The 25236-nt window shown below is 37.0% G+C and carries 26 protein-coding genes; 20 read left to right on the forward strand and 6 right to left on the reverse strand.

What is annotated here, in order from left to right:
* Positions 1 to 18 precede the first annotated feature (18 nt).
* The 3 genes from AB1279_RS04960 (at position 19) to AB1279_RS04970 (ending at position 5114) form a co-directional block, all read left to right on the forward strand.
* Positions 19 to 2379, forward strand: a complete 2361-nt coding sequence (locus AB1279_RS04960) for an endonuclease MutS2 (protein WP_336481886.1) — start codon at positions 19 to 21, stop codon at positions 2377 to 2379.
* A 243-nt stretch (positions 2380 to 2622) separates the two neighbouring features.
* The gene (locus AB1279_RS04965; protein ID WP_429758039.1) at positions 2623 to 3699 is read left to right on the forward strand and encodes a nitric oxide synthase oxygenase; all 1077 of its coding nucleotides are present in this window, start codon (positions 2623 to 2625) and stop codon (positions 3697 to 3699) included.
* Between the two features lie 215 nt (positions 3700 to 3914).
* Positions 3915 to 5114, forward strand: a complete 1200-nt coding sequence (locus AB1279_RS04970) for a class I SAM-dependent rRNA methyltransferase (RefSeq protein WP_429758040.1) — start codon at positions 3915 to 3917, stop codon at positions 5112 to 5114.
* Positions 5115 to 5189: 75 nt separating this feature from the next.
* On the opposite strand, the gene AB1279_RS04975 is transcribed toward AB1279_RS04970, so the two are convergent.
* The 3 genes from AB1279_RS04975 to AB1279_RS04985 all read right to left on the reverse strand — a co-directional run bounded on the left by AB1279_RS04975 (position 5190) and on the right by AB1279_RS04985 (position 6523).
* Entirely contained in the window at positions 5190 to 5384 is a 195-nt protein-coding gene (locus AB1279_RS04975; RefSeq protein ID WP_429753654.1) for a YwbE family protein, read from the reverse strand.
* Entirely contained in the window at positions 5385 to 5558 is a 174-nt protein-coding gene (locus tag AB1279_RS04980) for a hypothetical protein (RefSeq protein ID WP_429753655.1), read from the reverse strand.
* A gap of 512 nt (positions 5559 to 6070) precedes the next feature.
* On the reverse strand, positions 6071 to 6523 hold the full coding sequence (locus AB1279_RS04985) for a hypothetical protein (protein WP_429758041.1): 453 nt from the start codon (positions 6521 to 6523) through the stop codon (positions 6071 to 6073).
* A 454-nt stretch (positions 6524 to 6977) separates the two neighbouring features.
* Here AB1279_RS04985 and AB1279_RS04990 point away from each other — a divergent pair, with 454 nt between their 5' ends.
* The 5 genes from AB1279_RS04990 to AB1279_RS05010 all read left to right on the forward strand — a co-directional run bounded on the left by AB1279_RS04990 (position 6978) and on the right by AB1279_RS05010 (position 11041).
* Positions 6978 to 7673 carry a response regulator transcription factor gene (locus tag AB1279_RS04990; protein WP_429758042.1) on the forward strand — a complete coding sequence of 232 codons (696 nt, stop codon included), beginning with the start codon at positions 6978 to 6980 and terminating at the stop codon, positions 7671 to 7673.
* A 1-nt stretch (position 7674) separates the two neighbouring features.
* Positions 7675 to 8610, forward strand: a complete 936-nt coding sequence (locus tag AB1279_RS04995; protein ID WP_429758043.1) for an ATP-binding protein — start codon at positions 7675 to 7677, stop codon at positions 8608 to 8610.
* Between the two features lie 125 nt (positions 8611 to 8735).
* Entirely contained in the window at positions 8736 to 9659 is a 924-nt protein-coding gene (locus AB1279_RS05000) for an ABC transporter ATP-binding protein (RefSeq protein WP_429758044.1), read from the forward strand.
* Entirely contained in the window at positions 9652 to 10320 is a 669-nt protein-coding gene (locus tag AB1279_RS05005; RefSeq protein WP_429758045.1) for an ABC transporter permease, read from the forward strand. The genes AB1279_RS05000 and AB1279_RS05005 overlap by 8 nt, the downstream gene beginning before the upstream one ends.
* 28 nt (positions 10321 to 10348) lie before the next feature.
* Complete coding sequence (locus AB1279_RS05010; protein WP_429758046.1) at positions 10349 to 11041, forward strand: ABC transporter permease; 693 nt, start codon at positions 10349 to 10351, stop codon at positions 11039 to 11041.
* A gap of 106 nt (positions 11042 to 11147) precedes the next feature.
* Here AB1279_RS05010 and AB1279_RS05015 read toward each other — a convergent pair whose 3' ends face one another.
* A complete protein-coding gene (locus AB1279_RS05015) occupies positions 11148 to 11606 on the reverse strand; it encodes an NUDIX hydrolase (RefSeq protein WP_429758047.1) in 459 nt (152 codons plus the stop codon).
* A gap of 215 nt (positions 11607 to 11821) precedes the next feature.
* On the opposite strand from AB1279_RS05015, the gene AB1279_RS05020 reads away from it, so the two are divergent.
* Positions 11822 to 12385: a hypothetical protein gene (locus tag AB1279_RS05020; RefSeq protein ID WP_429758048.1), complete on the forward strand. Its 564-nt coding sequence runs from the start codon at positions 11822 to 11824 to the stop codon at positions 12383 to 12385.
* 68 nt (positions 12386 to 12453) lie between these two features.
* On the opposite strand, the gene AB1279_RS05025 is transcribed toward AB1279_RS05020, so the two are convergent.
* A complete protein-coding gene (locus tag AB1279_RS05025) occupies positions 12454 to 12957 on the reverse strand; it encodes a DinB family protein (protein ID WP_429758049.1) in 504 nt (167 codons plus the stop codon).
* 107 nt (positions 12958 to 13064) lie between these two features.
* On the opposite strand from AB1279_RS05025, the gene AB1279_RS05030 reads away from it, so the two are divergent.
* The 8 genes from AB1279_RS05030 (at position 13065) to uvrC (ending at position 21037) form a co-directional block, all read left to right on the forward strand.
* Positions 13065 to 13298, forward strand: coding sequence for an AzlD domain-containing protein (locus tag AB1279_RS05030; RefSeq protein ID WP_429758050.1), 234 nt, complete (start codon positions 13065 to 13067; stop codon positions 13296 to 13298).
* Between the two features lie 178 nt (positions 13299 to 13476).
* Complete coding sequence (locus AB1279_RS05035) at positions 13477 to 15162, forward strand: long-chain-fatty-acid--CoA ligase (RefSeq protein WP_429758051.1); 1686 nt, start codon at positions 13477 to 13479, stop codon at positions 15160 to 15162.
* Between the two features lie 109 nt (positions 15163 to 15271).
* A complete protein-coding gene (locus AB1279_RS05040; protein WP_429758052.1) occupies positions 15272 to 15859 on the forward strand; it encodes a TetR/AcrR family transcriptional regulator in 588 nt (195 codons plus the stop codon).
* Positions 15860 to 15875: 16 nt separating this feature from the next.
* Complete coding sequence (locus tag AB1279_RS05045; RefSeq protein WP_429758053.1) at positions 15876 to 16649, forward strand: enoyl-CoA hydratase; 774 nt, start codon at positions 15876 to 15878, stop codon at positions 16647 to 16649.
* Between the two features lie 79 nt (positions 16650 to 16728).
* The gene (gene etfB / locus AB1279_RS05050) at positions 16729 to 17502 is read left to right on the forward strand and encodes an electron transfer flavoprotein subunit beta (protein WP_429753669.1); all 774 of its coding nucleotides are present in this window, start codon (positions 16729 to 16731) and stop codon (positions 17500 to 17502) included.
* Positions 17503 to 17533: 31 nt separating this feature from the next.
* Positions 17534 to 18511, forward strand: coding sequence for an electron transfer flavoprotein subunit alpha/FixB family protein (locus AB1279_RS05055; RefSeq protein WP_429758054.1), 978 nt, complete (start codon positions 17534 to 17536; stop codon positions 18509 to 18511).
* A 222-nt stretch (positions 18512 to 18733) separates the two neighbouring features.
* A complete protein-coding gene (gene trxA / locus AB1279_RS05060) occupies positions 18734 to 19048 on the forward strand; it encodes a thioredoxin (RefSeq protein WP_336481867.1) in 315 nt (104 codons plus the stop codon).
* A 207-nt stretch (positions 19049 to 19255) separates the two neighbouring features.
* Positions 19256 to 21037 carry an excinuclease ABC subunit UvrC gene (gene uvrC, locus AB1279_RS05065; RefSeq protein WP_429758055.1) on the forward strand — a complete coding sequence of 594 codons (1782 nt, stop codon included), beginning with the start codon at positions 19256 to 19258 and terminating at the stop codon, positions 21035 to 21037.
* A 108-nt stretch (positions 21038 to 21145) separates the two neighbouring features.
* Here uvrC and AB1279_RS05070 read toward each other — a convergent pair whose 3' ends face one another.
* On the reverse strand, positions 21146 to 21550 hold the full coding sequence (locus AB1279_RS05070; protein ID WP_429761302.1) for a YslB family protein: 405 nt from the start codon (positions 21548 to 21550) through the stop codon (positions 21146 to 21148).
* A 348-nt stretch (positions 21551 to 21898) separates the two neighbouring features.
* Here AB1279_RS05070 and AB1279_RS05075 point away from each other — a divergent pair, with 348 nt between their 5' ends.
* The 3 genes from AB1279_RS05075 to sdhB are packed head-to-tail and all read left to right on the forward strand — an operon-like array spanning position 21899 to position 25086.
* Entirely contained in the window at positions 21899 to 22525 is a 627-nt protein-coding gene (locus tag AB1279_RS05075; protein WP_336481864.1) for a succinate dehydrogenase cytochrome b558 subunit, read from the forward strand.
* Between the two features lie 13 nt (positions 22526 to 22538).
* Entirely contained in the window at positions 22539 to 24332 is a 1794-nt protein-coding gene (gene sdhA, locus AB1279_RS05080) for a succinate dehydrogenase flavoprotein subunit (protein WP_336481863.1), read from the forward strand.
* Positions 24325 to 25086 (forward strand): succinate dehydrogenase iron-sulfur subunit, encoded by a 762-nt coding sequence (gene sdhB, locus AB1279_RS05085; RefSeq protein ID WP_336481862.1) that lies wholly within the window; start codon positions 24325 to 24327, stop codon positions 25084 to 25086. Before sdhA ends, sdhB begins: the two co-directional genes overlap by 8 nt.
* Positions 25087 to 25236: the final 150 nt, after the last annotated feature.

Raw genomic sequence — 25236 nt, forward strand, 5'->3', positions numbered from 1 at the left:
CAAGGGGGACAAGCAACTATGTTAGAACGAACGTTGCGGGTATTAGAATATGACAAAATAAAAGAACAATTGCTTGAGCACGTTGCTTCTTCACTTGGTCGTGATAAAGTGAAAGGGCTTATGCCGAGCACGAATTATGAAGAAGTGGTAGAGCTTCAAGAAACAACAGATGAAGCAGCAAAAGTGATCCGTTTAAAAGGGCATGTGCCGCTTGGCGGGATTTTTGATATTCGTCCAAATGTAAAGCGTGCGAAAATTGGCAGTATGTTAAGTCCGCATGAACTGCTTGATATTGCTAGCACGATGTATGGCAGCCGTCAAATAAAACGATTTATTGAAGATATGATTGAAAACGGCGTTGAACTTCCAATTTTAGAAACGTATGTAGCACGCATTATATCTTTATATGATTTAGAAAAGAAAATTACGAACTGCATTAGTGATGGCGGAGAAGTAGTTGATAGCGCAAGTGAAAAACTACGCGGTATTCGCCAGCAAATTCGCACAGCGGAAAGTCGCATTCGTGAGAAACTTGAAAATATGACGCGTTCTTCTAACGCACAGAAGATGTTATCAGATGCGATTGTAACGATTCGTAACGATCGCTATGTAATTCCTGTTAAACAAGAATATCGCGGTGTATACGGTGGTATCGTTCATGATCAGTCTGCTTCAGGACAAACATTATTTATCGAGCCGCAAGTGATTGTTGAATTGAATAACACACTGCAAGAAGCACGAGTAAAAGAAAAACAAGAAGTAGAACGCATTTTAATGATGTTAACAGAAGAAGTTGCTGCTGAGGCTGATGTTGTTTTAGAGAACGTTGATATTGTGGCAGAGTTAGATTTTATTTTCGCAAAAGCTTTTTATGCGAAACGATTAAAAGCAACGAAACCAATTTTGAACAATGAGCGTTATATGAATTTACGCCAAGCGCGCCATCCGCTTATTGATCCTAAAGTCGTTGTACCAAACGATATTGTGCTTGGAAAAGACTTTACAACAATCGTTATAACTGGACCGAATACAGGTGGTAAAACCGTTACATTAAAAACGGTAGGGATTTGTATATTAATGGCGCAATCTGGTCTGCAAATTCCTGTTCTTGATGAATCAGAAATTTGTGTGTTTAAACATGTTTTTGCTGATATTGGAGATGAGCAATCTATTGAACAAAGCTTAAGTACATTCTCATCTCACATGGTGAACATTGTTGATATTTTAGAGCAAGCTGATTTTGAAAGTTTAGTTCTGTTTGATGAATTAGGAGCAGGAACAGATCCGCAAGAAGGAGCTGCGCTTGCAATTTCAATTTTAGATGAAGTGTATAATCGCGGTGCGCGCGTTGTCGCAACGACGCATTATCCAGAGTTAAAAGCATACGGATATAATCGTGAACAAGTAATTAACGCGAGTGTTGAGTTTGATGTAAATACATTAAGCCCAACTTACAAATTATTAATTGGTGTACCAGGGCGAAGTAACGCTTTTGAAATTTCAAAACGTCTTGGTTTATCTGACCGCGTAATTGACCGTGCTCGTGGTCATATTAGTACAGAGTCAAATAAAGTAGAAAATATGATTGCTAAGCTGGAAGAAAGTCAAAAGAATGCTGAGCGTGAATGGAATGAAGCAGAAGAGCTTCGCAAGCAATCTGAAAAACTTCATAAAGAATTGCAGCGTCAAATTATTGAATTTAACGAAGAACGTGATGAAAGATTATTAAAAGCGCAAAAAGAAGGCGAAGAAAAGGTTGAAGCTGCTAAGAAAGAAGCAGAAGAAATTATTCGTGAACTGCGTCAATTGCGAAAAGCAAAGCTTGCTGATATTAAAGACCACGAGCTAATTGAGGCAAAAAGCCGTTTAGCGGGAGCAGCACCAGAGCTTGTGAAAAAACAAAAAATCAATGTGAAAAACACAGCACCAAAACAAGTGCTGCAGCCAGGCGACGAAGTGAAGGTATTAACGTTCGGTCAAAAAGGTCAGCTTCTTAAAAAAGTAAGTGACAACGAATGGAACGTCCAAATTGGAATTCTGAAAATGAAAGTAAAAGAGTCCGATATGGAATATATTAATACACCAGCCCCTGTTGAGAAAAAGGCAGTGACAGCAGTAAAAGGAAGAGACTATCACGTTTCTTTAGAGCTTGATCTGCGCGGCGAACGCTTTGAAGACGCGATGGCACGTGTTGAAAAATATTTAGATGATGCACAGCTCGCAAGCTATCCACGCGTTTCCATTATTCATGGGAAAGGAACAGGAGCACTGCGCCAAGGCGTACAAGATTACTTGAAAAACCATCGCGGCGTGAAAAGCTTCCGTTATGGTGATATGGGCGAGGGAGGCCTTGGTGTTACAGTTGTAGAACTGAAGTAGGAAAACAAGCAAAGGGGAAACGGCTATGTTTATGGACAAACTTGCAAAAGTATTGTTAGCTTGTTGTGGAACGTTCTTTATTATTGGGGTTATATATTTGCTGTTTTTTGCGAAATAAAGGAGAGAACACCATTTTTGGTGTTCTTTTTCATTGCATGTTTTTCAGTGAATATTAGAGTATGTGCATGAGTGGAAGTTGTTATGTATAATAGAGGATGTTATACAGGAATAGAAGGAGACGTTATGATTAAAACGAAAAAACTGTTAGAGGAAGCAACTAATTTTATTACAGATTGCTACAATGAGCTAGAAAAATCTCATGAAATACAAGATAGATTATCACAAATTGAAGCTGAAATACAAAATACAGGAACGTATGAACATACTTTTGAAGAACTTGTTCACGGAGCGCGAATGGCGTGGAGAAATAGTAATCGCTGCATCGGTCGTCTTTTTTGGAATAAGCTTCATGTATTAGACGCGCGCGATGTAAATGACGCAGAAGGTATATATGAGGCATTGCTTCATCATATTCAATATGCTACCAATGACGGGAAAATCCTACCTACAATTACTATTTTTAAACAATATCAAGGTGAGCATAATCAAATTCAAATTTATAATCACCAGTTGATTCGTTATGCGGGATATGAAACCGAGCAAGGTATTATCGGTGATTCTCATTCCCTATCATTTTCGAAAGTTTGTCAGGAGCTTGGCTGGAGTGGCAAGGGGACATATTTTGATGTGTTGCCGCTTGTATTCTCAATTGATGGAAACGAACCAGTTTATATGCCAATCCCAGAAGAATATGTAAAAGAAGTACCGTTAGAACATCCAGAGTATCCTTTCTCCTCTTTGGAAGCAAAGTGGTACGGCGTTCCGATGATTTCTGATATGCGCTTAGAAATTGGCGGTATTTTTTACACAGCCGCGCCCTTTAATGGCTGGTATATGGGAACAGAAATAGGAGCGCGCAACTTAGCTGATCAGGATCGTTATAATCTTCTTCCAGCTGTTGCGGAGATGATGGGGCTAGATACATCAAGAAACAGTACACTTTGGAAAGACAAGGCATTAATAGAATTAAATGTAGCAGTTTTACATTCTTTCAGAAAACAAGGGGTAACCATTGTAGATCACCATACAGCCGCTCAGCAATTTAGTCAATTTGAGAAGCAAGAAGCAGCATGCGGCCGTCTTGTAACAGGGAATTGGGTATGGTTGATTCCGCCTGTATCTCCTGCAGCAACGCACATTTATCATAAGCCTTATCCAAATCAAATACTCACTCCTAATTTTTTTCATAAAAAGGGGTAAGAGCTTGTTATGTGGATAAAAGAATAACGTGGTATAGTTAGAAGGGACTGTTTATGGGGGATACTTATATAAACAGCCCTATTTCATTTTATGAATATATATGCTTCTAATATAGAGTGGTTTCATACATAAGATAAGTTGTGATCAAGCTTCTGACTTCGTATAAGCCTTTCTGAATAGCTAGAAAGCATTGAAATTGAAAGGTAGGATATGTGATGAAAACAGAAGTTGTTTTAAAAGTTAAGATGAAATATGCAAACGAATTAAAAAGTGGATATCCACTTATTTCGAAAGAAGCGATTATAAATTTACACGATGTAAATGTAGAAGGTGCAATCGTAAAACTTGTAGACGACAAAAATAAGTTTATCGGTACAGGATATTACGGAAAGCAAAATAAAGGATACGGCTGGGTTCTAACAAGTAAACAACAAGAACAAATCGACCAAGCCTTTTTTGAAAAAAAGCTGAAATCAGCATTAAGTAAACGTAAAAACTTCTATGAAGATTCAGATACAACAGCATTTCGCGTGTTCAACGGTGAAGGTGATGGAATTGGCGGTTTAATCATTGATTATTATGACGGGTATTACGTTATTAGCTGGTACAGCGAGGGAATTTATCAATTTAGTAAAGAAATTATCGAGTCCTTGCAGAATGTGACTGAATTTAAAGCGATCTATCAGAAAAAGCGCTTTGATACGAAAGGTCAATATATGGAAGAAGACGATTTCGTAATAGGGGAACGCGGAGAGTTTCCGATTATCGTCAAAGAGAACGGTGTAAACTTTGCGGTGTATTTAAACGACGGGGCAATGGTCGGCGTATTTTTAGATCAACGTAATGTTAGAAAGCAAATTCGCGATAAGTATGCAAATGGCAAGACAGTCTTGAATATGTTCTCCTACACAGGTGCGTTTTCTGTTTTTGCAGCACTTGGAGGAGCGGCAAAGACGACAAGTGTTGACCTTGCGAACCGCAGCTTAAGTAAAACAATTGAACAATTTAGCGTGAACGGCGTTGACTATGAGGCGCAAGATATTATCGTAGAAGACGTATTTCACTATTTCAAATATGCAGTAAAGAAAGCGTTGAAGTTTGATATGGTCATTCTAGATCCGCCAAGCTTTGCACGTTCAAAAAAATATACATTTAGTGCTGCGAAAGATTATAAAAACTTATTAAAAGAAGCAATTGCGATTACAGAAAATAACGGTATTATCGTAGCTTCTACAAATTGCAGTGCCTTCGGTATGAAAAAGTTCAAAAGCTTCATTGATACGGCATTTAAAGAAATGAACGGAAAGTATAAAGTGTTAGAAGAACATTCATTGCCAGAGGACTTCCGTACCATTTCACAGTTTCCAGAAGGTGATTATTTAAAAGTGGTGTTCATAAAAAAAATCAAAGGCTAAATGTACAATATATCGACTATTCAACGAAAAGTCACATAAGAAAAGGAGCTCATATTCAAAAATGAGCTCCTTTTCTTATGAAATAATATTTTTCACACGACCGACCTGTCCATCTTGAAGGCGGACTTTAATACCGTGTGGATGTGAAGGAGAATTTGTTAAAATATCCTTCACAATACCTCTTGTTAATTTTCCTGTACGCTGATCTTGTTTTAGTACAATATCAACTTCTAGACCAGGCGATATATTCACGCGTTTCTGTCCGTTCATTTATACACCTGTGCGTCTGCGTTGATTGTTTGGTTTCTTCGTTTGTTGATTTTGCAATTTCTTCGTTCCTTGACTTTGATTTTTAGCATTTGATCCATTTCCATTTCCTTGCTTTTTCTTTGCAAGTTGCTCACGCATTAAATCCGCTAGGCTTACTTTTTTATTCTCTGACATATGAAATCTCCTTTTATATAAAGTAAATTGTAAACATTCATAGTGAACTCCATCATATCATTGTTAGGGGAAGAAATGAAGCGGCACTATAGGTAATTAAGAAGTTCTATAGGGGCTTTCGGATGGGGAATGGATTGGCGGTCTTTAATAGCGGGATAAACATGGGGGAGCAACGACAGGTTTGGTTGAAGAGAGTCCATGAAGAACCCTCCACAGGTTCTTTATACTTTTTAAATAGTTTTTTGTATTCATAAAAAATTTTTTGAACCTTTTTACTCAAAAGAGCGAATATAAGGGTGAAGAATATTTTTGGGGAAAAGGAAGGGTTTATAAAAGTTTTGTATGTAATGACAATGGAAAATTTGTCGTAAAGGACTTCTTTTGGAAATGTGTTAAAACGAATCGGTAGTCGATGTATCGATTCAATTAACAATAAGCCCCTTCAGTGTATGAACTAAAGGGGCTTTTCGCTCGTATATCCAAAATTGTGGATGATATAATGATCTGTTTCCTTATGGAGTGACAGGGCTAAGCGGAGCGAAAGGATAATGCGGGAGAGCATGTGAGATGACAGGAGTAGGTGAAAACTGATGATGCAAGATTGTATTTCCTTCTTGCGGAACACCCGCAGTATTGACTCCAAATGTGTTCATGATGACACATTTGGCAGGTCCATGTTGAGGAGTCACAAGTACTTCGTAGCAAGGACTTGGCTGCTGAAAAGGATTTGGAAGAAATGCATGAATCACGAGAAGATTGCGAGGAGGAATTGTAAACGTAAACGGTGTGAGAATCGGTTGGACGTTGTCAGGCGAAACGATGCTGCTTTGCTGAGGTTGAATCGTTTGTGCAGTGTTTAAAGGTGGATTGACGACTTGTCCACATAAAAATGCAGACTTGGAAACTTCGGCTGGATTACACGTATTTTGCCAATCTAATACGGATACGGTGACGGTTTGAGGCATGTTGTAATCCTCATTTAAAAGCGTGACGATTACGATCTCGGTATTAGGGTTTCTCCATATAGATCCTGTCGTAAACACAGCGGATTCCCTTAGATATTTTGGAGCTGGAGCAGGATACCCATAAGAGTTAGAGTGTTTTGCTGACAAGAATAATAAAACTCCTTTCTGTTAAAATATAATTTAATTATATGAATTTGTGCCTCTTTTGCTTGTATACTTGTCCAAAAAATGGACATATTGAATATTTCGTTTTTCGGAAATAGAGACTGTTTGAATGTAATTGTATTCATATATGAGGAATTGAAACGAGGAACTATACTACATACTAGTCGGGATAAAAGAATGATAGGAACATGGTTATATTTATATGTGATCCACTCCGTATATTTTATTTACCAAATTCAACCACCGTATTACAATATAATTATAAATTTTCAAGAAAACGGGTGATGGTGTGCGACATAATATTTTATTAGTAGAAGATGATTTATCTATCCGTGAAATGGTGGAAAGCTATTTAACAAAAGAGGGGTTTACTGTAGCGACAGCTTCTGATGGAGAAGAAGGGCTTGCTAAGTTTTTACAAGAGCGATTTGATTTAATCATTCTTGATATTATGATGCCTAAAATGGATGGATTAGAAGTGATGAATATAATTCGGAAAAAGAGTTCGGTTCCGATTTTAATTATGTCAGCAAAGGATACGGATCTTGATAAGGCGTTAGGACTTGGGCTTGGCGCAGATGATTATATTTGTAAGCCGTTTTCTATGATTGAGTTGTCTGCGCGGGTCAAGGCTGGAATTCGCCGGTCGACTACGTATTCCGCCCCGCAGCAAAAACAAGATGACATGATTATGATCGGGAATTTAAAAATTGATACGGCTAATTTTACTGTTCAAAAAAACGACGAGGCTATTAAACTTACATCGAAAGAGTTTGAGCTTTTAAAGCTATTTGCGACGAATCAAAATCGCGTGTTCACGAAGGCACAAATTTATAGCTTAATTTGGAATGAAGAATATTACGGTGATGAGAACGTCATTAATGTTCATATGAGAAGGCTGCGAGAGAAAATTGAGGACGATCCATCTCAGCCGCAGTACATTAAGACACTATGGGGTATCGGTTATAAGTTGGAAGTGATATAAAATGGTTTTATTTTTAACGGCTATTATTTTTATATTAATTGGTATTATTTATTTTCAATATTGCACGGGGAAAAATCGAAGTGCAAATTTACGCTATACATATGAAAAATTGCAGGATATTGTAGAGAAGCAAACGAGTGAAAATTTATTAGTAGTAACAGATGATAAAGAATTGAAATCATTATTAGTGGCAATTAATTATTTGCTAGATGAAAAGAAAAAAACAATTGCCGAGCATTCGAAGCTGGAAATTTCAATGAGAAAGATGCTTTCTAATATTTCACATGATTTAAAGACACCGCTTACTGTGATTCTCGGTTATGTCGAAATGTTAAATGTAGATGAAACGATAAATGAAGAAGAGAGAAAGATATTACTAGAAAAAGTTCATACGAAAACGTTAGAAGTACTAGAGCTTATTCGTAAATTTTTCGATCTGGCAAAACTAGAATCCGGCGATAAAGATATTGCAATGACGCGGATTCATATGAATGAAATTTGTCAGGAACATATGTTATCGTTTTATGATTTATTAACAACGCAAGGATTTAATGTTCATATTAATATACCAGAAACACCAATGTATGCGCACGGAAATACAGAAATCATCGGAAGGATTATGAATAACCTAATTTCAAACGCAATTGCCTATGGAGGAGATGGAAAAACATTAGGGATTACATTACGAAGCGATGATAAGTTTGTGTATGTGGACATATGGGATAAAGGAAAAGGAATCTCTGAATCTCATATTGATAAAGTATTTGAACGTATGTACACATTAGAAGATTCACGAAATCGTTTGTATCAAGGCAGCGGACTTGGACTTACAATTACGAAGCGCCTTGTAGAAGCGTTAGGGGGAGAAATTCATCTGTCTAGTACGCCATATGAAAAAACAGTATTTACAGTTATGTTAAGAAGAATCAATTTTTAGCTTGTAGAAAGAGAAATTCTACAAGCTTTTTTTCAACTTAAGAAATTTGTAAGAATGCAGTAAGAAAAAAGAGAATTTCATTTCTTACTATATAAATATGGAGCAGTGCGAAAGGGGCATGAAAAATGACATATATATTGAAAACGAATCAATTAACGAAAGTGTTTCATGGTAAAGAAATTATTTCTAATGTAAATATGCATGTGAAACAAGGTGAAATATATGGGTTTTTAGGACCAAACGGTGCTGGTAAAACAACAATTATGAAAATGATAACGAATTTAATCAAACCAACGAGCGGTGAAATTGAAATTTTCGGTGAGAAATTAACGGATACTTCATATGAAGTGCTAAAGCGAATGGGGACAATTATTGAATACCCAATCTTTTATGAAAAATTAACAGCTAGAGAAAATTTGTATCTACACTGTGAATATATGGGTTATTATGACAAAAAAGCGATTGACCGAGCGTTAGACCTTGTAAACTTACACAATGTCGACGACAAGCAAGTAAAAGATTTTTCACTTGGGATGAAACAGCGACTAGGAATTGCCAGAGCTATTACGACAAAACCAGAACTGTTAATTTTAGATGAACCAATTAACGGTTTGGATCCAATCGGCATTAAAGAACTAAGAGAATTATTTAAAATACTTTGTAAAGAGTATGGAATTACGCTGTTAGTTTCCAGTCACATTTTAGGTGAAATGGAACAAATGGCAGATACAATTGGTGTCATTCAAAACGGGAAGCTAATAAAAGAAATTTCGATGAAAAGTATTAATGGTAAACAAACAGAATATGTTGAGGTTACGGTTCAGGATGTGAAAAAAGCAGTTTATATTTTAGAAAATAAATTACGTCTCACAAACTTTAAAGTAATGAATGAAGGTATGATTCGAATTTATGAAATGACAATAACACAGCAAGAAATTTCCAAAACGCTCATTATGAATGATGTCGTAATTGAAGGAATTAATAAGAAACATAGCTCTCTAGAAGATTATTTCTTAAGCCTTATGAATGGAGAGGGAATCCATGCTTAATTTGATAAGATTAGAGCTTATCAAATTTAATTTATGGCCAGTCATTAAAGGCGCCTTCATTGCGCTTCTTATTATGTTAGGGTTTGTTACAGCACTTGAATTTACAAGTTACGATGATGCTTTTCGGTTTATTGATATTCTTGTGAAAGCAACATTTATGATATTTGGGGCAAGTTTAATTTCCAAATTTATTATTCAGGAATTTCAAGAGAAGACGATGACAGTGATGTTTATGTATCCGATTAGTCGTAAAAAAATGATGATTGCAAAATTGTTCATTATTATGACCTTTACATTTCTTTCTATTGTCATTTCTGAAATTGTAATCTTTAGTTTCTTTTATATATTAAATGTATATGAGTCAGTTATAACAGAACGATTAACAATGACCATGATTTCACAAAATGCATCTAAATTATTAATGAATGCCATCGCGGCGACTGGAATCAGCTTAATCCCCTTATATTTTGGCATGAAAAAGTATTCAGAGAGGACAACGATAGTATCTGCAGTTATTATTATGTCCCTACTAACATCAGGCTTAAAAGTTCATTTTTCGTTGTACGATATTATTTTTATTCCCATTATATTAGCTTGTGCAGGGTTGTTGATTGCTTATGTGGTGGTAAGAAAAATAGAGCAAGTGGATTTGTTTAAATAAAATAGATGAAATAAGGAGAGAGGCCATTATGCTACAGCTCATGAAGCTAGAAATGAAAAAATTTAAATTTGGCTGGTATGTAAAAGGAGCGTTAATTGCCAATGTTATCATTACGGCCCTATTCATTTTCCTTAACTATATACAACAAATAGAAGGAAATGTATTTATTGAAAGTTCCGAGAAAGCTTTTCTATTTATAGGTGCAATGGTGCGGGGAACGTTTATCGTGTTTGCGGCTGTATTAATTGCACAATTAGTTATTGAAGAATATAAAAATAAGACAATATTGATCATGTTCTCCTATCCGATCGATAGGAAAAAAATTATTGCTAGTAAATTGTTCATTGTAGCTATACTCACGTTCATAACAATTTGGCTATCTAATATAGTTGTTGCAGGCGCTATCTTTGCTTTGCACAGCTACTTTTCATTTATATCATACTCCATAACCATTAATGACTGGATGCAACAAGCGATTAACATGGTGCCATTTGCAGTTGCTGCTGCTGGCACAAGTTTAATTCCGCTATATTTCGGGATGCGTAAGCATTCTGTCCCTATCACAATTTTATCATCGCTGTTTGTCGTTTCATTCGCTTGTTCTTATAATCCAACATTCTCAATGGTCGCGATTATTCCAGTTCAGTTCGCTCTTGCAGCTGTTGGAATTATGATTGCCTACTTAGCAATTCGGAACATTGAGAAAGAAGATGCGATTTAATTTTATAAAATAGATTATTTGTAGTAAAAAAGACAAGATTCTTATCAGTCTTGTCTTTTTTATTATTGAAATTTAGTTCGTATAAATCTAATTCTAATAGGAAAAATTAATTCTTTATTTTCATAAACTCCAACAAATCTTCAAAAGCTACTTGTTGGTCACTCCATAATTCAGGCAATTCGTCTAAGGGGAAAAATTTTAGCTGTAAGCTTTCTTCGTTATAAGTATGTAAATTTCCGTGGAAATCTCTACAAATATAAGCTAACTTCACTAAGGCAAGTTGATCTCCATTGGATAGTGTTTTTTCGTATTCTTTTCCAGAATACACATTAAAGAATTCAAGTTTTCCTAAGTTCAAACCGGTTTCTTCTAATACTTCTCTTCTTACTGTATCTTCAACAGTCTCACCAATTTCCATAAATCCGCCAGGGTGTCCCCATTTTCCATTATCAGAGCGCAGCTGAAGAAGTACTTCATTTTTTTCGTTACATATAAAACAACCTGCGGCCACCATGATTACTTTTTTATGTCCCACCATATTTCTTAAATAGCTTATATAATCCATCCGTTTCAGCTCCAATACTATCTATATGCATTTTAAATTATTCTATAGAAGGTCATTTTCTCCTGTTTAAAAAGAATTGGACTGTTACATAAGAATATATTTACACGAGGAAGAGATATAACTGTGGGATTTTTGTTCTTTTTATATAATAATATTTATATATTGATAAAAATTAATTAAATATAAATCATGTATGATGTGGAGTGGTGAGATATATGGACAATGTTGAGTTATGGAAGATTAGTAAAATAGGTGATAGAAAATTTGAGTATAATAATACATGGGAAATAGAAGAATTTCCTGATTTTAAAAGAGTCGTTGTGGCACCGAAGGAAAACCATGTGAATTTAATGTTAGATTTAGCAAAAATGTTTCAAGGGCCATATGGCATTCTTTATGATTTAAAAGTTCCTAGAGTATCTACTCATGAGGCAGGTCGATATCAAAGTCCAGATGTAGTAAGTTTTAAGGAAGTAGAGACATATTGTCTACAATTTAAAAGTTATTTTGAAACGGATGCTAGACATGACATTTGGATAGCTAGGGTTGGAGAAACAGAACGTAAAGAGATGATTGTGTATGATCAGCATAATATCATCTATGTGTACGGAGATGTAGAACAAATATGTAAATTATTAAATAATAGGGGATTTACAGAGGGAGAAGTAGATATACCTGTCCCACATGTACATTCATACCACGATTATAATGATCAATATGAAACAGATATGTTAAATTATCATAACTGGATACATTTCCCGATTCAAGAAGAGGTGTGAGTGATATGCATTAAAAAAACAAGGTTCCTCAAAAAAGGGGAACCTTGTTTTTATTTAGAAAGCAAATACTACATCTGCGGAGCTTCCATTCCAGCTAGAGCCCATTCTTCTTTTGCAGGGCCGTAAATACCAGGAACCTTTAATCCGGCTTGACGCATGAGTACCGTCATTTGACCGCGATGATGGTTTTGATGGTTGATGACAGTCATTAAAAATATTGAATTTGGCATTGGTCTTCCGAAGAAATCATTTATCGTTGCTAAGTCCTTATCTGTCCATTGTGTTTTTATTGCTTGAGTAAATGCTTCATTCATTTGACGGTAGCTGTCTGCGATATGCTGAGCTGACGTTGGAACAGGGTAATCCTTCGTTTCTCCTTCAAACTTTAATCCTGTACGGGATGTAATGACAGGAATAGCAGTGACAATATGCCATGCAATACGGCCTAACGTCCAGTTTTCCGGTGTGATTGCTTGTTTTAACGATTCATCAGTAAGAGCATCTAATATCTTTTGAGTTGACTCTGCTTCGTATTTCCAAGATGTTAAAAAGCCTTCAATTGTTTGGAACATAGAAAAAACCTCCTATGATTAGATTCAAATGGTAAATTCGTGAAAGTTTTATAGTTTCCTTCTATGTATAAAGAAAAATAAAGGATTTTCATTGTCATTAGATTACTATGTCAATCCTTCTTCACAACATTATAACAGAACAAAAGAATAACTTAGAGCATTTTGTTTCGTTAACAATTCCACTTATTCTGTTTTATATGAAAGAAGGAAGCTGGAGTTCTGAGTATATCGTTGCAGGTATTGTGGCATTTGGTATAGGGGTATGGAAAAGACAAGTTGTGCTTTCTTTATTAACGGGAGTAATTACACTTGTTTGTTGGAGAATGCTTGTGGGATGGTAATAGTTATAAAATAGTCTGAATATTATGATTGTAACGTGATAATCCCTATAATATAATAAAAATAAGCAACATGAATACACATTCAGTTTTCCTTGTTTTAGAGGAAAGCAGACCGTTAGTGTAGGAGAATGATACGCTGATGGTAGTTTTATAATGTAGAGAAGGGGGAGTTTTTAATATGGAAAGGCCCTGGCTAAACAGTTATCCAAAGGAAATTCCGCATACAATTTCCTACGATATGCAGCCTCTTCATGTGTATTTACAGCAAACAGCTTCACAATATTCAGATAAGAAAGCGCTTCATTTTCTTGGGAAAGATATTACATTTTCAGAACTAGATCGTAAAGTTAGGCAATTCGCCAACTATCTTCGCAAACTAGGAATAGAAAAAGGGGACCGAGTTGCTATTATGCTGCCAAACTGCCCGCAAGGTGTTATCGGTTATTATGGAACACTATTAGCTGGCGGTATTGTCGTGCAAACGAATCCGCTTTATACAGAACGAGAGCTTGAATATCAGCTTCATGATTCAGGAGCGAAAGTCATTCTGTGCCTCGATTTAGTGTTTCCGAAAGTCAGCAATGTGCAGTCCTCAACCGATATTGAGCATGTCATCGTAACGCGTATCGCAGATTTTTTACCATTTCCGAAAAATTTATTATATCCATTTATACAAAAGAAACAAACGAACCTTGTGGTGAATGTAAGAGAAAGTGAGAATATCCACGTTTGGAATTCCATTGAACATGCAGGGGATGAAGCGGTAGACATTTCGTGTGATCCTGAAGAAGATGTAGCACTTCTGCAATATACAGGCGGGACGACAGGGTTTCCAAAGGGTGTAATGCTCACGCATAAAAATCTTGTATCAAATACAATTATGGGTATGCATTGGTTGTATAATTGCAGAAAAGGAGAAGAAGTCATTCTTGGTGTACTTCCATTTTTTCATGTATATGGTATGACGGCAGTAATGAATTTATCAATTATGCAAGCGTATAAGATGGTGCTCGTTCCGAAATTTGATATTAAAATGATGCTAGAGGCGATTAAAAAACATCGTGTTACGTTATTTCCTGGAGCCCCGACTATGTATATTGCGCTATTAAACTATCCTGAGCTTCATAAATATGATATTTCTTCCATTAGCGCATGTATTAGTGGTTCCGCCCCGCTTCCGGTTGAAGTGCAAGAACAATTTGAAAGTGTAACGGGAGGAAAGCTTGTAGAAGGATATGGCTTAACGGAATCATCCCCGGTTACACATGGTAACTTTTTATGGGCAAGACGGGTGCCGGGAAGTATTGGTGTGCCGTGGCCAGATACGGATGCGTGCATTATTTCGCTGGAGACAGGTGAAGCATTGCCGATAGGAGAGATTGGAGAAATCGTTGTGAAGGGCCCGCAAGTGATGAAAGGTTATTGGAATAAACCGGAGGAAACGGCAGCAGTGTTGCAAGATGGCTGGCTTCATACGGGTGATGTTGGATATATGGACGAAAATGGCTTTTTTTATGTGAAAGATCGTAAGAAAGACATGATTGTTGCTAGTGGATTTAACGTATATCCGCGCGAAGTAGAAGAAGTATTGTATGAGCACGAAAAGGTGCAAGAAGTTGTCGTTCTTGGTGTGCCTGATCCATACCGCGGTGAAACAGTAAAGGCTTTCGTTGTTATAAAAGATGGTCTAACATGTTCAGAAGAAGAATTAAATGAGTTTGCTCGTAAATATTTAGCGGCATACAAAGTTCCTAAAATATATGAGTTTCGGAAAGAGTTGCCGAAAACAACTGTCGGAAAAATTTTACGTCGTGTGCTTGTTGAGGAAGAGTTGCGAAAACAAGAAGATGAGCAGACGGGCTAAACGCCCTTTCTTTTTTTGGAGGAGTAGTATTGACAATATTTTAAATAGTCAGTATTATTAAATTGTGAATGAATCATCATTCAGTCATCTTCTTGAAGGGGATAGTACTGTGAAAAAGAATCGACCAAAATATAACCAAATTATTGATGCAGCGGTGATTGTCATCGCGGAAAATGGATATCACCAAGCGCAAGTTTCTAAAATAGCAAAACAAGCTGGTGTTGCCGATGGAACTATTTATTTATATTTTAAAAATAAAGAAGATATATTGATATCTCTATTTCAGGAGAAGATGGGAGAATTTATTGAAACAATTCGGCAAAAAACAGCAGGAATTGAAAGCGCTGTAGAGAAGTTATTTATGTTGGTAGAAACGCACTTCTCTTTACTGTCGAAAAATGATCCTCTTGCTATCGTTACGCAACTAGAACTTCGTCAATCCAACCAAGAATTACGCCTCAAAATTAATGAAGTGCTGAAAGGGTACTTGCAAGTCATGGATGAAATTTTAGAAACTGGCATAAAACAAGGAGAATTTCGCGCAGATTTAAATGTCCGCGTGGCAAGACAAATGATCTTTGGAACAGTAGATGAAGTTGTAACCAACTGGGTAATGAGCGATCATAAATATGATTTGGTCGCAATTTCAAAAACGGTGCATGAGCTATTAGTAGCAGCTTGTGGTTACCGCAATTAATGGGGAGGGAGTACATTTGAATTTCCTATCTGTAACGGTGGAAGATTACGTAGCAATTGTAAAGATTAATCATCCGCCGGCAAATGCGATGTCTTCACAAGTCATTAGTGAAGTTGGTGAACTTCTTGATGCAGTGGAAACGGACGAAAATGTGCGCGTTGTACTTGTTCATGGAGAAGGTCGCTTTTTTTCAGCGGGAGCGGATATTAAGGAATTCACTTCTGTTGAAGAAGCAAGAGAGGCTACGAAATTATCACAACATGGGCAAGTAATTTTTGAACGTGTTGAAAAGTTTTCAAAACCAATTATTGCGGCTATTCATGGTGCAGCACTTGGCGGCGGTTTAGAATTTGCAATGTCTTGCCATATGCGCTTTGTAAGTGAAACTGCAAAAATTGGTTTGCCGGAGTTAACGCTAGGATTGATTCCTGGTTTTGCTGGGACGCAGCGTTTACCACGTTATGTCGGGAAAGCAAAAGCTTGTGAAATGATGTTAACAAGCGATCCAATTTCAGGTATGGAAGCAGCTGAATATGGACTTGCAAATCGAGCATTCCCTGAAGAAGTATTACTGGAAGAAACGCTAAAGCTAGCGAAAAAGATTGCAGGAAAAAGCGCAGCATCTGTCCGTTCGGTGCTTGAGCTATTGCAAACAACAAAATCTTCTTCTTATTATGAAGGCGTGCAACGCGAGGCACAGTTATTTGGTGAAGTATTTACAAGTGGAGATGGAAGAGAAGGTGTTGCTGCTTTCTTAGAAAAACGTAAACCTTCTTTTAGTGGCAGGTAGTTCTATATTTTTTTAATATAAATTAACTGAATATTGTAATTAACTAAATTTTTTTATAAAAAACAAGGGGGTAAATAGAATGAACATCTACGTACTCATGAAACGAACATTTGATACTGAAGAAAAAATCGCAATTAAGAACGGTGCAATTTACGATGGCGAAGCGGAATTCATCATCAACCCTTACGATGAATATGCGATTGAAGAAGCAATTCAAGTAAGAGATGCGCAAGGCGGTGAAATTACAGTCGTTACAGTTGGCGGTGAAGATAGTGAAAAAGAACTTCGCACGGCACTAGCGATGGGCTGTGATAAAGCGGTATTAATTAATATTGAAGACGATGTTGAAAATGGAGATCAATATACAACAGCAAAAATACTTACTGAATACTTAAAAGAGAAGGATGTCGATTTAATTTTGGCTGGTAATGTAGCGATTGACGGTGCATCTGGCCAAGTTGGCCCACGTGTAGCTGAAGCGCTTAATATCCCTTATGTAACAACAATTACAAAGCTTGAAATTGACGGTACAAACGTGAAAATCGAGCGTGATGTTGAAGGGGATACAGAAGTAATTGAAACGACATTACCACTTTTAGTAACGGCACAGCAAGGTTTAAATGAACCGCGTTATCCATCGCTTCCAGGTATTATGAAAGCGAAGAAAAAGCCGCTGGAAACTTTAGAATTAGATGATTTAGATTTAGATGAAGATGATGTAGAAGCGAAAACAAAAACAATTGAAATCTATTTACCTCCTAAGAAAGATGCTGGAAAAGTGTTACAAGGCGAACTGCAAGATCAAGTAAAAGAACTTGTATCGTTGTTGCATACAGAAGCGAAAGTAGTTTAAAAAATACTAGGATATCCAGGAGGGAAAACATATGGCTCGTAAAGTATTAGTAATGGGAGAAGTTCGTGACGGATCTTTACGTAACGTTTCATTTGAGGCAGTAGCAGCAGCAAAAACAATTGCAGAGGGCGGTGAAGTTGTCGGTCTTTTACTAGGTGAAAGCGTCGCTTCATTTGCGAAAGAACTGATTCATTACGGTGCAGATCGCGTTGTGACAGTTGAAAGCGATAAGTTAAGCTCATATACATCTGATGGATATGCACAAGCATTTCTAGCAGTGTATGAAGAAGAAAAGCCAGAAGGAATTGTCTTTGGACATACAGCGCTTGGGAAAGATTTATCACCAAAACTTGCAGCGAAATTACATGCAGGTCTTGTTTCTGACGTGACAGCGTTAGAAGTGGCTGGTGGAAACGTTGTGTTCACACGCCCGATTTACTCTGGTAAAGCATTTGAGAAAAAGATTGTAACAGACGGTGTATTATTTGTGACAATTCGTCCAAATAACATTGCGCCGCTTGAAAAAGATGAAGCACGTGAAGGCGATGTTTCTTCTATGACAGTCGACGTAAAAGATTTGCGTACAGTGATTAAAGAAGTTGTTCGCAAAACAGCAGAAGGTGTAGACCTTTCTGAGGCAAAAGTCATTATCGCAGGCGGACGCGGTGTGAAGAGTGAAGAAGGTTTCAAGCCGTTAAAAGAATTAGCAGATGTGCTTGGCGGAGCAGTTGGTGCTTCTCGTGGAGCTTGTGATGCAGAGTACTGCGACTATTCATTGCAAATTGGACAAACGGGTAAAGTTGTAACACCAGATTTATATATCGCATGTGGTATTTCTGGTGCGATTCAACATTTGGCTGGTATGTCTAACTCAAAGATTATTGTAGCAATTAATAAAGATCCTGAAGCAAACATTTTTAAAGTAGCTGACTATGGCATCGTTGGCGACTTATTTGAGGTGTTACCGCTTCTAACAGAAGAATTCAAAAAGTTAAAAGTACATTCTTGAGTCTTACGTTATGCATAATGGGTTCCCATTAAGTAATTACCCCTATATAAATAAAGGAAGGCGAGAGGTCCCCTGCTTCTCGCTTTTTCGTATGGAAAGTAATACTTTCTTATAGTATAAAGGCATGATTATTTGATACAATACTTAACGATACATATTATTCGCCACGTATATAAGATAATGATATACTTTGGTTAGAAAGCTTATAAAGGAGGAAATAAAATGGCAATTGTAAACGCAACTGACCAAACTTTCGCAGCTGAAACAAGCGAAGGTGTTGTATTAGTAGATTTCTGGGCACCTTGGTGTGGCCCTTGTAAAATGATCGCTCCTGTATTAGAAGAAATCGATGCAGAATTAGGCGATAAAGTAAAGGTAGTAAAAGTAGATGTTGATGAAAACCAAGAAACAGCTCGTAAATTCGAAGTAATGAGCATTCCATCTCTTTTCGTAGTAAAAGATGGTAAAGTGGTTGATCAAGCATTAGGTTACAAACCGAAAGAAGCGTTAGTTGAATTAGTATCTAAACACTTCTAATAATAAAAAAGCTGCTGCGAGGCAGCTTTTTTATTATGCAGAAAAATGTTCCATTTAGTTGTGGAGCGAAAAGAGGAAAACGTGTATAATGTTTTCATTTTTTTCTGCTTTCCATTACAATAAAAGAACGTATGTTGGGAAAATAGCGTGTTGTATTTTTCTAGGGGAAACAAGAATGATAAACATGCGAGGAACGGAGGAATACGAGTGCACGAGCATTTAAAAGAGAAGTTAGCGATTTTACCAGATCAACCGGGCTGTTATTTAATGAAAGATAAGCAAGGAACAGTTATATATGTTGGGAAGGCAAAGGTGTTAAAAAATCGTGTGCGCTCGTATTTTACCGGATCGCACGATGGGAAAACACTACGTCTTGTCGGAGAAATTGTTGACTTTGAGTATATTGTGACCTCCTCGAATCTGGAGGCACTCATTTTAGAATTAAATTTAATCAAAAAATATGATCCAAAATATAACATCCAATTAAAAGATGATAAAACATACCCATTTATTAAAATTACAGCTGAAAAACAGCCGCGTTTGCTCATCACGAGAAATGTGAAAAAGGATAAAGGAAAATATTTTGGCCCGTATCCAAATTCGCAGTCGGCTCATGAAACAAAAAAATTGTTAGATCGTATGTATCCACTTCGGAAATGTACAAATATACCAGATAAAGTTTGTTTATATTATCATATGGGACAATGTTTAGCTCCTTGTGTGAAAGAAGTAACGGATGAACAAAATAAGGAAATTGTAGATGGGATTATTAAGTTTTTAAATGGTGGACATAAAGAAGTTCGTTCGGAATTGGAAGCGAAAATGTATGAAGCATCGGAAAAATTAGAGTTCGAACGAGCGAAAGAATTACGAGATCAAATTGCTCATATAGATGCGATCATGGAAAAACAGAAGATGATTATGAGTGACTTAGTCGACCGCGATGTGTTTGGTTATGCGGTAGATAAAGGCTGGATGTGTGTGCAAGTTTTCTTTGTTCGAAAAGGAAAGTTAATCGAGCGAGATGTTTCGATGTTTCCTATTTATGATGATCCAGAAGAAGGTTTCTTGACATTTATCGGGCAATTTTATGAACAAAATAATCATTTTAAACCGAAAGAAATTGTTGTACCAAGCAGCATTGATAATGAACTGATCGGAAAATTTTTAGAAGTAGAAGCGACGCAGCCAAAACGCGGCAAGAAAAAAGAACTCGTTGACTTAGCGAGTAAGAATGCTAAAATTGCGCTGCATGAAAAATTTTATTTAATTGAACGCGATGAAGAACGTTCAATTAAGGCTGTAGAAAACTTAGGCGAACATCTTGGGATTGAAACGCCGCACAGAATTGAAGCGTTTGATAACTCTAACATTCAAGGGGTAAACCCAGTTTCCGCCATGATTGTCTTTATTGATGGAAAACCTGCAAAAAAAGAGTATCGAAAATATAAAATTAAAACAGTGCAAGGACCGGATGATTATGAATCGATGCGCGAAGTTGTGCGCCGCCGTTACACACGTGCTTTAAAAGAAAACTTGCCTCTTCCTGATTTAATTGTAATCGATGGTGGAAAAGGTCATTTAGCTGCGGTATGTGATGTGTTAGAAAATGAACTGGGTCTTTTTATTCCAACAGCAGGACTCGTAAAAGATGATAAACATCGCACGTCACATTTAATAATTGGTGAACCGCCTGAACCTGTTATGTTAGAGCGTAATAGTCAAGAGTTTTACTTATTGCAGCGTATTCAAGATGAAGTGCACCGTTTTGCTATTACATTCCATCGTCAAATTCACGGGAAATCTGTGATTCAATCGGCATTGGATGATATACCGGGAGTAGGAGAAAAGCGGAAGAAAGCACTTTTAAAACATTTTGGTTCTCTTAAGAAAATGAAAGAAGCGTCTGTTACAGACATTATAGAAGCAGGAATGCCGCAAAAAATAGCAGAGACTATTCATTCATATTTAACAGGGAAGACATTGTAATTTACAGTGTCTTCTATTTTTTTAGTGATAGCTCAGGAATATAAAAATATATATAGATAAAAAAGTCAACTGGACATTGTTATGTCTAGTTGACTTTATAGAATGACATTATACTTCGACAGGATCTTTTACATCCCATTGTACAAGAATCATAATAGAGTCAGAACGCTTTTTTTGTTCCTCATAAGATTCAGCAATCACACCACGCTGTTTTTGAATTTGTTCTGCAATAAAACCAGCTTCTAATTGGTAAGAAGAGTGTCTATTTTGTTGTTGGCGTTCCTTAATAAGATCACCAGTTAGTTTAAATTGCATTTCACGGCGTTTATGTTCAATGATGGTTAAGTCACCCCATCCAGCTTTTACGAAAAATTGAATCACTTCATCAATTGTTTCTAATGGATATTTTCGTGCTAAGTTCCTGCCAGCCCAATATAAAATAGCATCTAATTCTTTCCCTATTAAGTCAGGGAGTAATTCTTCACGAAGCAATTCGTAGGCAAAAGCATTCATTGAAATATTTTGTAAAGATTCGCTCTCAATTTTTTTTGTACTCACAATATTCCCCACTTTCTATACTGCCAATATTATATACCATCTTATATAGATAAACACAGCTATTTCTTAGGAAAAAATCTGATGTAGAGAATGAAAAAAAGAATATAAAAATTATATACAGATTATGTATACGTTTTCTTGACGCTTCGACAAAAATAGGAGTAAAATGAACTTGGTATCAAATTATGCTGAAATATTGCGAATAATTTTTTCAGTTTTTCTTATAGCAATAGTGAAAAAATGCTATTGTTATAAAGTAACGTGACAAACAGTAGTCAAACATTCAAGGGGGGTAAAGGGGACATGAAAGGCCGCGAGTATACGTTTCGCAAGTGGCACTCATTAATGGGTGTCATTCCAATCGGTGTCTTTGTGACACAACATTTAGTAGTAAACCACTTTGCAACACAAGGAGCAGAGGCTTTCAATAATGCTGCTCATTTTATGGAAATGCTTCCATTCCGGTACGCATTAGAAATCTTTGTGATTTTCTTACCATTGTTGTACCATGCTGTATACGGTTTATATATCGCATTTACAGCAAAGAACAATGCGACATCTTACAGCTACTTCCGTAACTGGATGTTCGTTCTGCAACGATTCACAGGAGTATTTACGCTGATTTTCTTAGCTTGGCACGTTTGGGAAACGCGCATTCAAGCTGCATTGGGACAAACGGTAAACTATGATATGATGGCAAATCTTTTAAGCAATCCATTTATGTTCGGTTTCTACTTAGTAGGGGTTGTATCGGCTATTTTCCACTTTGCAAATGGATTATGGACATTCTGTATTAGCTGGGGTATCACGGTGTCACCACGTTCGCAGCGTATTTCTACGTATGTAACATTAGTAATTTTCTTAGCGTTATCTTACGTAGGAGTGAGCGCATTACTTGCGTTCATTAATCCGAGTCTAGCAAACTTGTAAGGAGTGGGAAAGCATGAAAGGGAAACTTATTGTAGTTGGCGGTGGATTAGCCGGCTTAATGGCAACGATTAAAGCAGCGGAAGCAGGCGTGAATGTAGAACTATTCTCTTTAGTACCAGTGAAACGTTCTCACTCTGTATGTGCACAAGGCGGCATTAACGGTGCTGTAAATACAAAAGGTGAAGGGGATTCTCCGTGGATTCACTTTGACGATACAATTTATGGAGGGGACTTCTTAGCGAACCAGCCTCCTGTAAAAGCGATGTGCGATGCAGCGCCTGGTATTATTCATTTAATGGATCGCATGGGTGTTATGTTTAACCGTACGGAAGAAGGTTTACTAGATTTCCGTCGCTTTGGTGGAACGCAGCATCACCGCACAGCATTTGCTGGTGCAACAACAGGACAGCAATTATTATATGCATTAGATGAGCAAGTGCGCCGTCATGAAGTAGCAGGTCTTGTTACGAAATATGAGGGCTGGGATTTCTTACGCGCTGTTGTGGATGACGAAGGCGTATGCCGCGGGATCGTAGCGCAAGACTTAAAATCTATGGAGATTAAAAGTTTTCCAGCTGATGCTGTAATTATGGCAACAGGTGGTCCTGGTATCATCTTCGGAAAATCTACGAACTCTATTATTAATACAGGTACAGCAGCATCTGCTGTGTATCAGCAAGGTGCATATTATGCAAACGGTGAGTTTATTCAAATTCACCCAACAGCAATTCCAGGCGATGATAAATTACGCCTAATGAGTGAATCTGCACGTGGTGAAGGTGGCCGCGTTTGGACATATAAAGACGGTAAGCCTTGGTATTTCCTTGAAGAGAAATATCCAGCATACGGAAACCTTGTACCTCGTGATATTGCAACGCGTGAAATTTTCGATGTATGTGTTGAGCAAAAGCTTGGTATTAACGGTGAAAACATGGTATATCTTGATCTTTCTCATAAAGATCCGAAAGAGCTTGATATTAAACTAGGTGGTATTATTGAAATCTATGAAAAATTCATGGGTGATGATCCACGTAAAGTACCAATGAAAATCTTCCCAGCTGTTCACTACTCAATGGGCGGACTATGGGTTGACTATAAACAAATGACAAATATTCCAGGGTTATTTGCAGCGGGTGAATGTGACTACTCTATGCACGGTGGTAACCGACTAGGTGCTAACTCATTATTATCAGCGATTTACGGCGGTATGGTAGCGGGACCAAATGCAATTGAATATATGAAAGGTCTTGGAAAATCATCTGATGCAGTATCATCTTCTGTATATGAGCAAAATGAATTAATCGAAACAGAAAAATTCAACAATATTTTAACGTTAGATGGTAATGAAAATGCATATGTTCTTCATAAAGAGCTTGGGGAATGGATGACAGATAACGTAACAGTAGTTCGTGAAAATAAAAAATTATTAGACACAGATGCGAAAATCCAAGAGTTAATGGAGCGTTATAAACGCATTAACATTAACGATACGGCGAAATGGAGTAACCAAGGTGCTTCGTTTACACGTCAACTTGCAAATATGCTTGAATTAGCTCGTGTTATTACAATTGGTGCATATAACCGTAATGAAAGCCGCGGTGCACATTATAAACCAGAATTCCCAGATCGTGATGATGAGAACTTCTTAAAAACAACAATGGCGAAGTTTGAGGGAGCAGGAAATGCGCCAGCATTCCATTACGAAGACGTTGATATTTCATTAATCGAACCACGTAAGCGCGACTATTCTTCAAAGCATGAAGTAGCTGCTAAGGGAGAAGAGAAGGGGGATAAGCAACATGTCTGAGAAAACAATCCGCCTTATTATTACAAGACAAGATGGTCCGAACTCTCAGGAGTATGATCAAGAATTTGAAATTCCATATCGCCCAAATATGAATATCATTTCGGCACTAATGGAAATTCGTCGTAATCCTGTTGATGCGAAAGGGAATCATACAACACCTATTGCTTGGGATATGAACTGCTTAGAAGAAGTGTGTGGAGCATGTTCGATGGTGATTAATGGAAAACCACGTCAATCATGTACAGCACTTATTGATCAACTTGAACAACCGATTCGCTTAAAACCGATGAAAACATTCCCGGTTATTCGTGACTTGCAAGTGGATCGCAGCCGTATGTTTAATGCATTAAAGCGTGTTAAAGCATGGATTCCGATTGATGGTACGTATGACTTAGGTCCAGGGCCAAGAATGCCAGAGAAAAAGCGTCAGTGGGCATATGAGCTATCAAAATGTATGACTTGTGGTGTATGTTTAGAATCATGTCCGAACGTAAATGATAAGTCTGACTTTATCGGTCCAGCGCCACTATCACAAGCTCGTTTATTCAATGCACATCCAACAGGTGAAATGCATAAAGCTGATCGATTACGTGCAATCATGGGTGATGGAGGACTTGCAAACTGCGGTAACTCACAAAACTGTGTACAATCTTGTCCAAAAGGAATTCCATTAACGACATCGATTGCGGCTTTAAACCGTGATACAACGATTCAATCATTTAAAGACTTCTTTGGTAGTGACAATAACTATTAATCTATATTGCCTCTTCAGTTTGAAGAGGCAATATTTATATTATTTTTATTTAAGTTACTTAATTATATTTTTACATTGAAATATACTTATTTTTACCTTAATGAATTGTAATTTTGTAGGTTTTTAATTCAGAAAAATCAAATAATATAT

The sequence above is a fragment of the Bacillus sp. S14(2024) genome (assembly GCF_050473785.1).
Classification (GTDB): domain Bacteria; phylum Bacillota; class Bacilli; order Bacillales; family Bacillaceae_G; genus Bacillus_A; species Bacillus_A yunxiaonensis.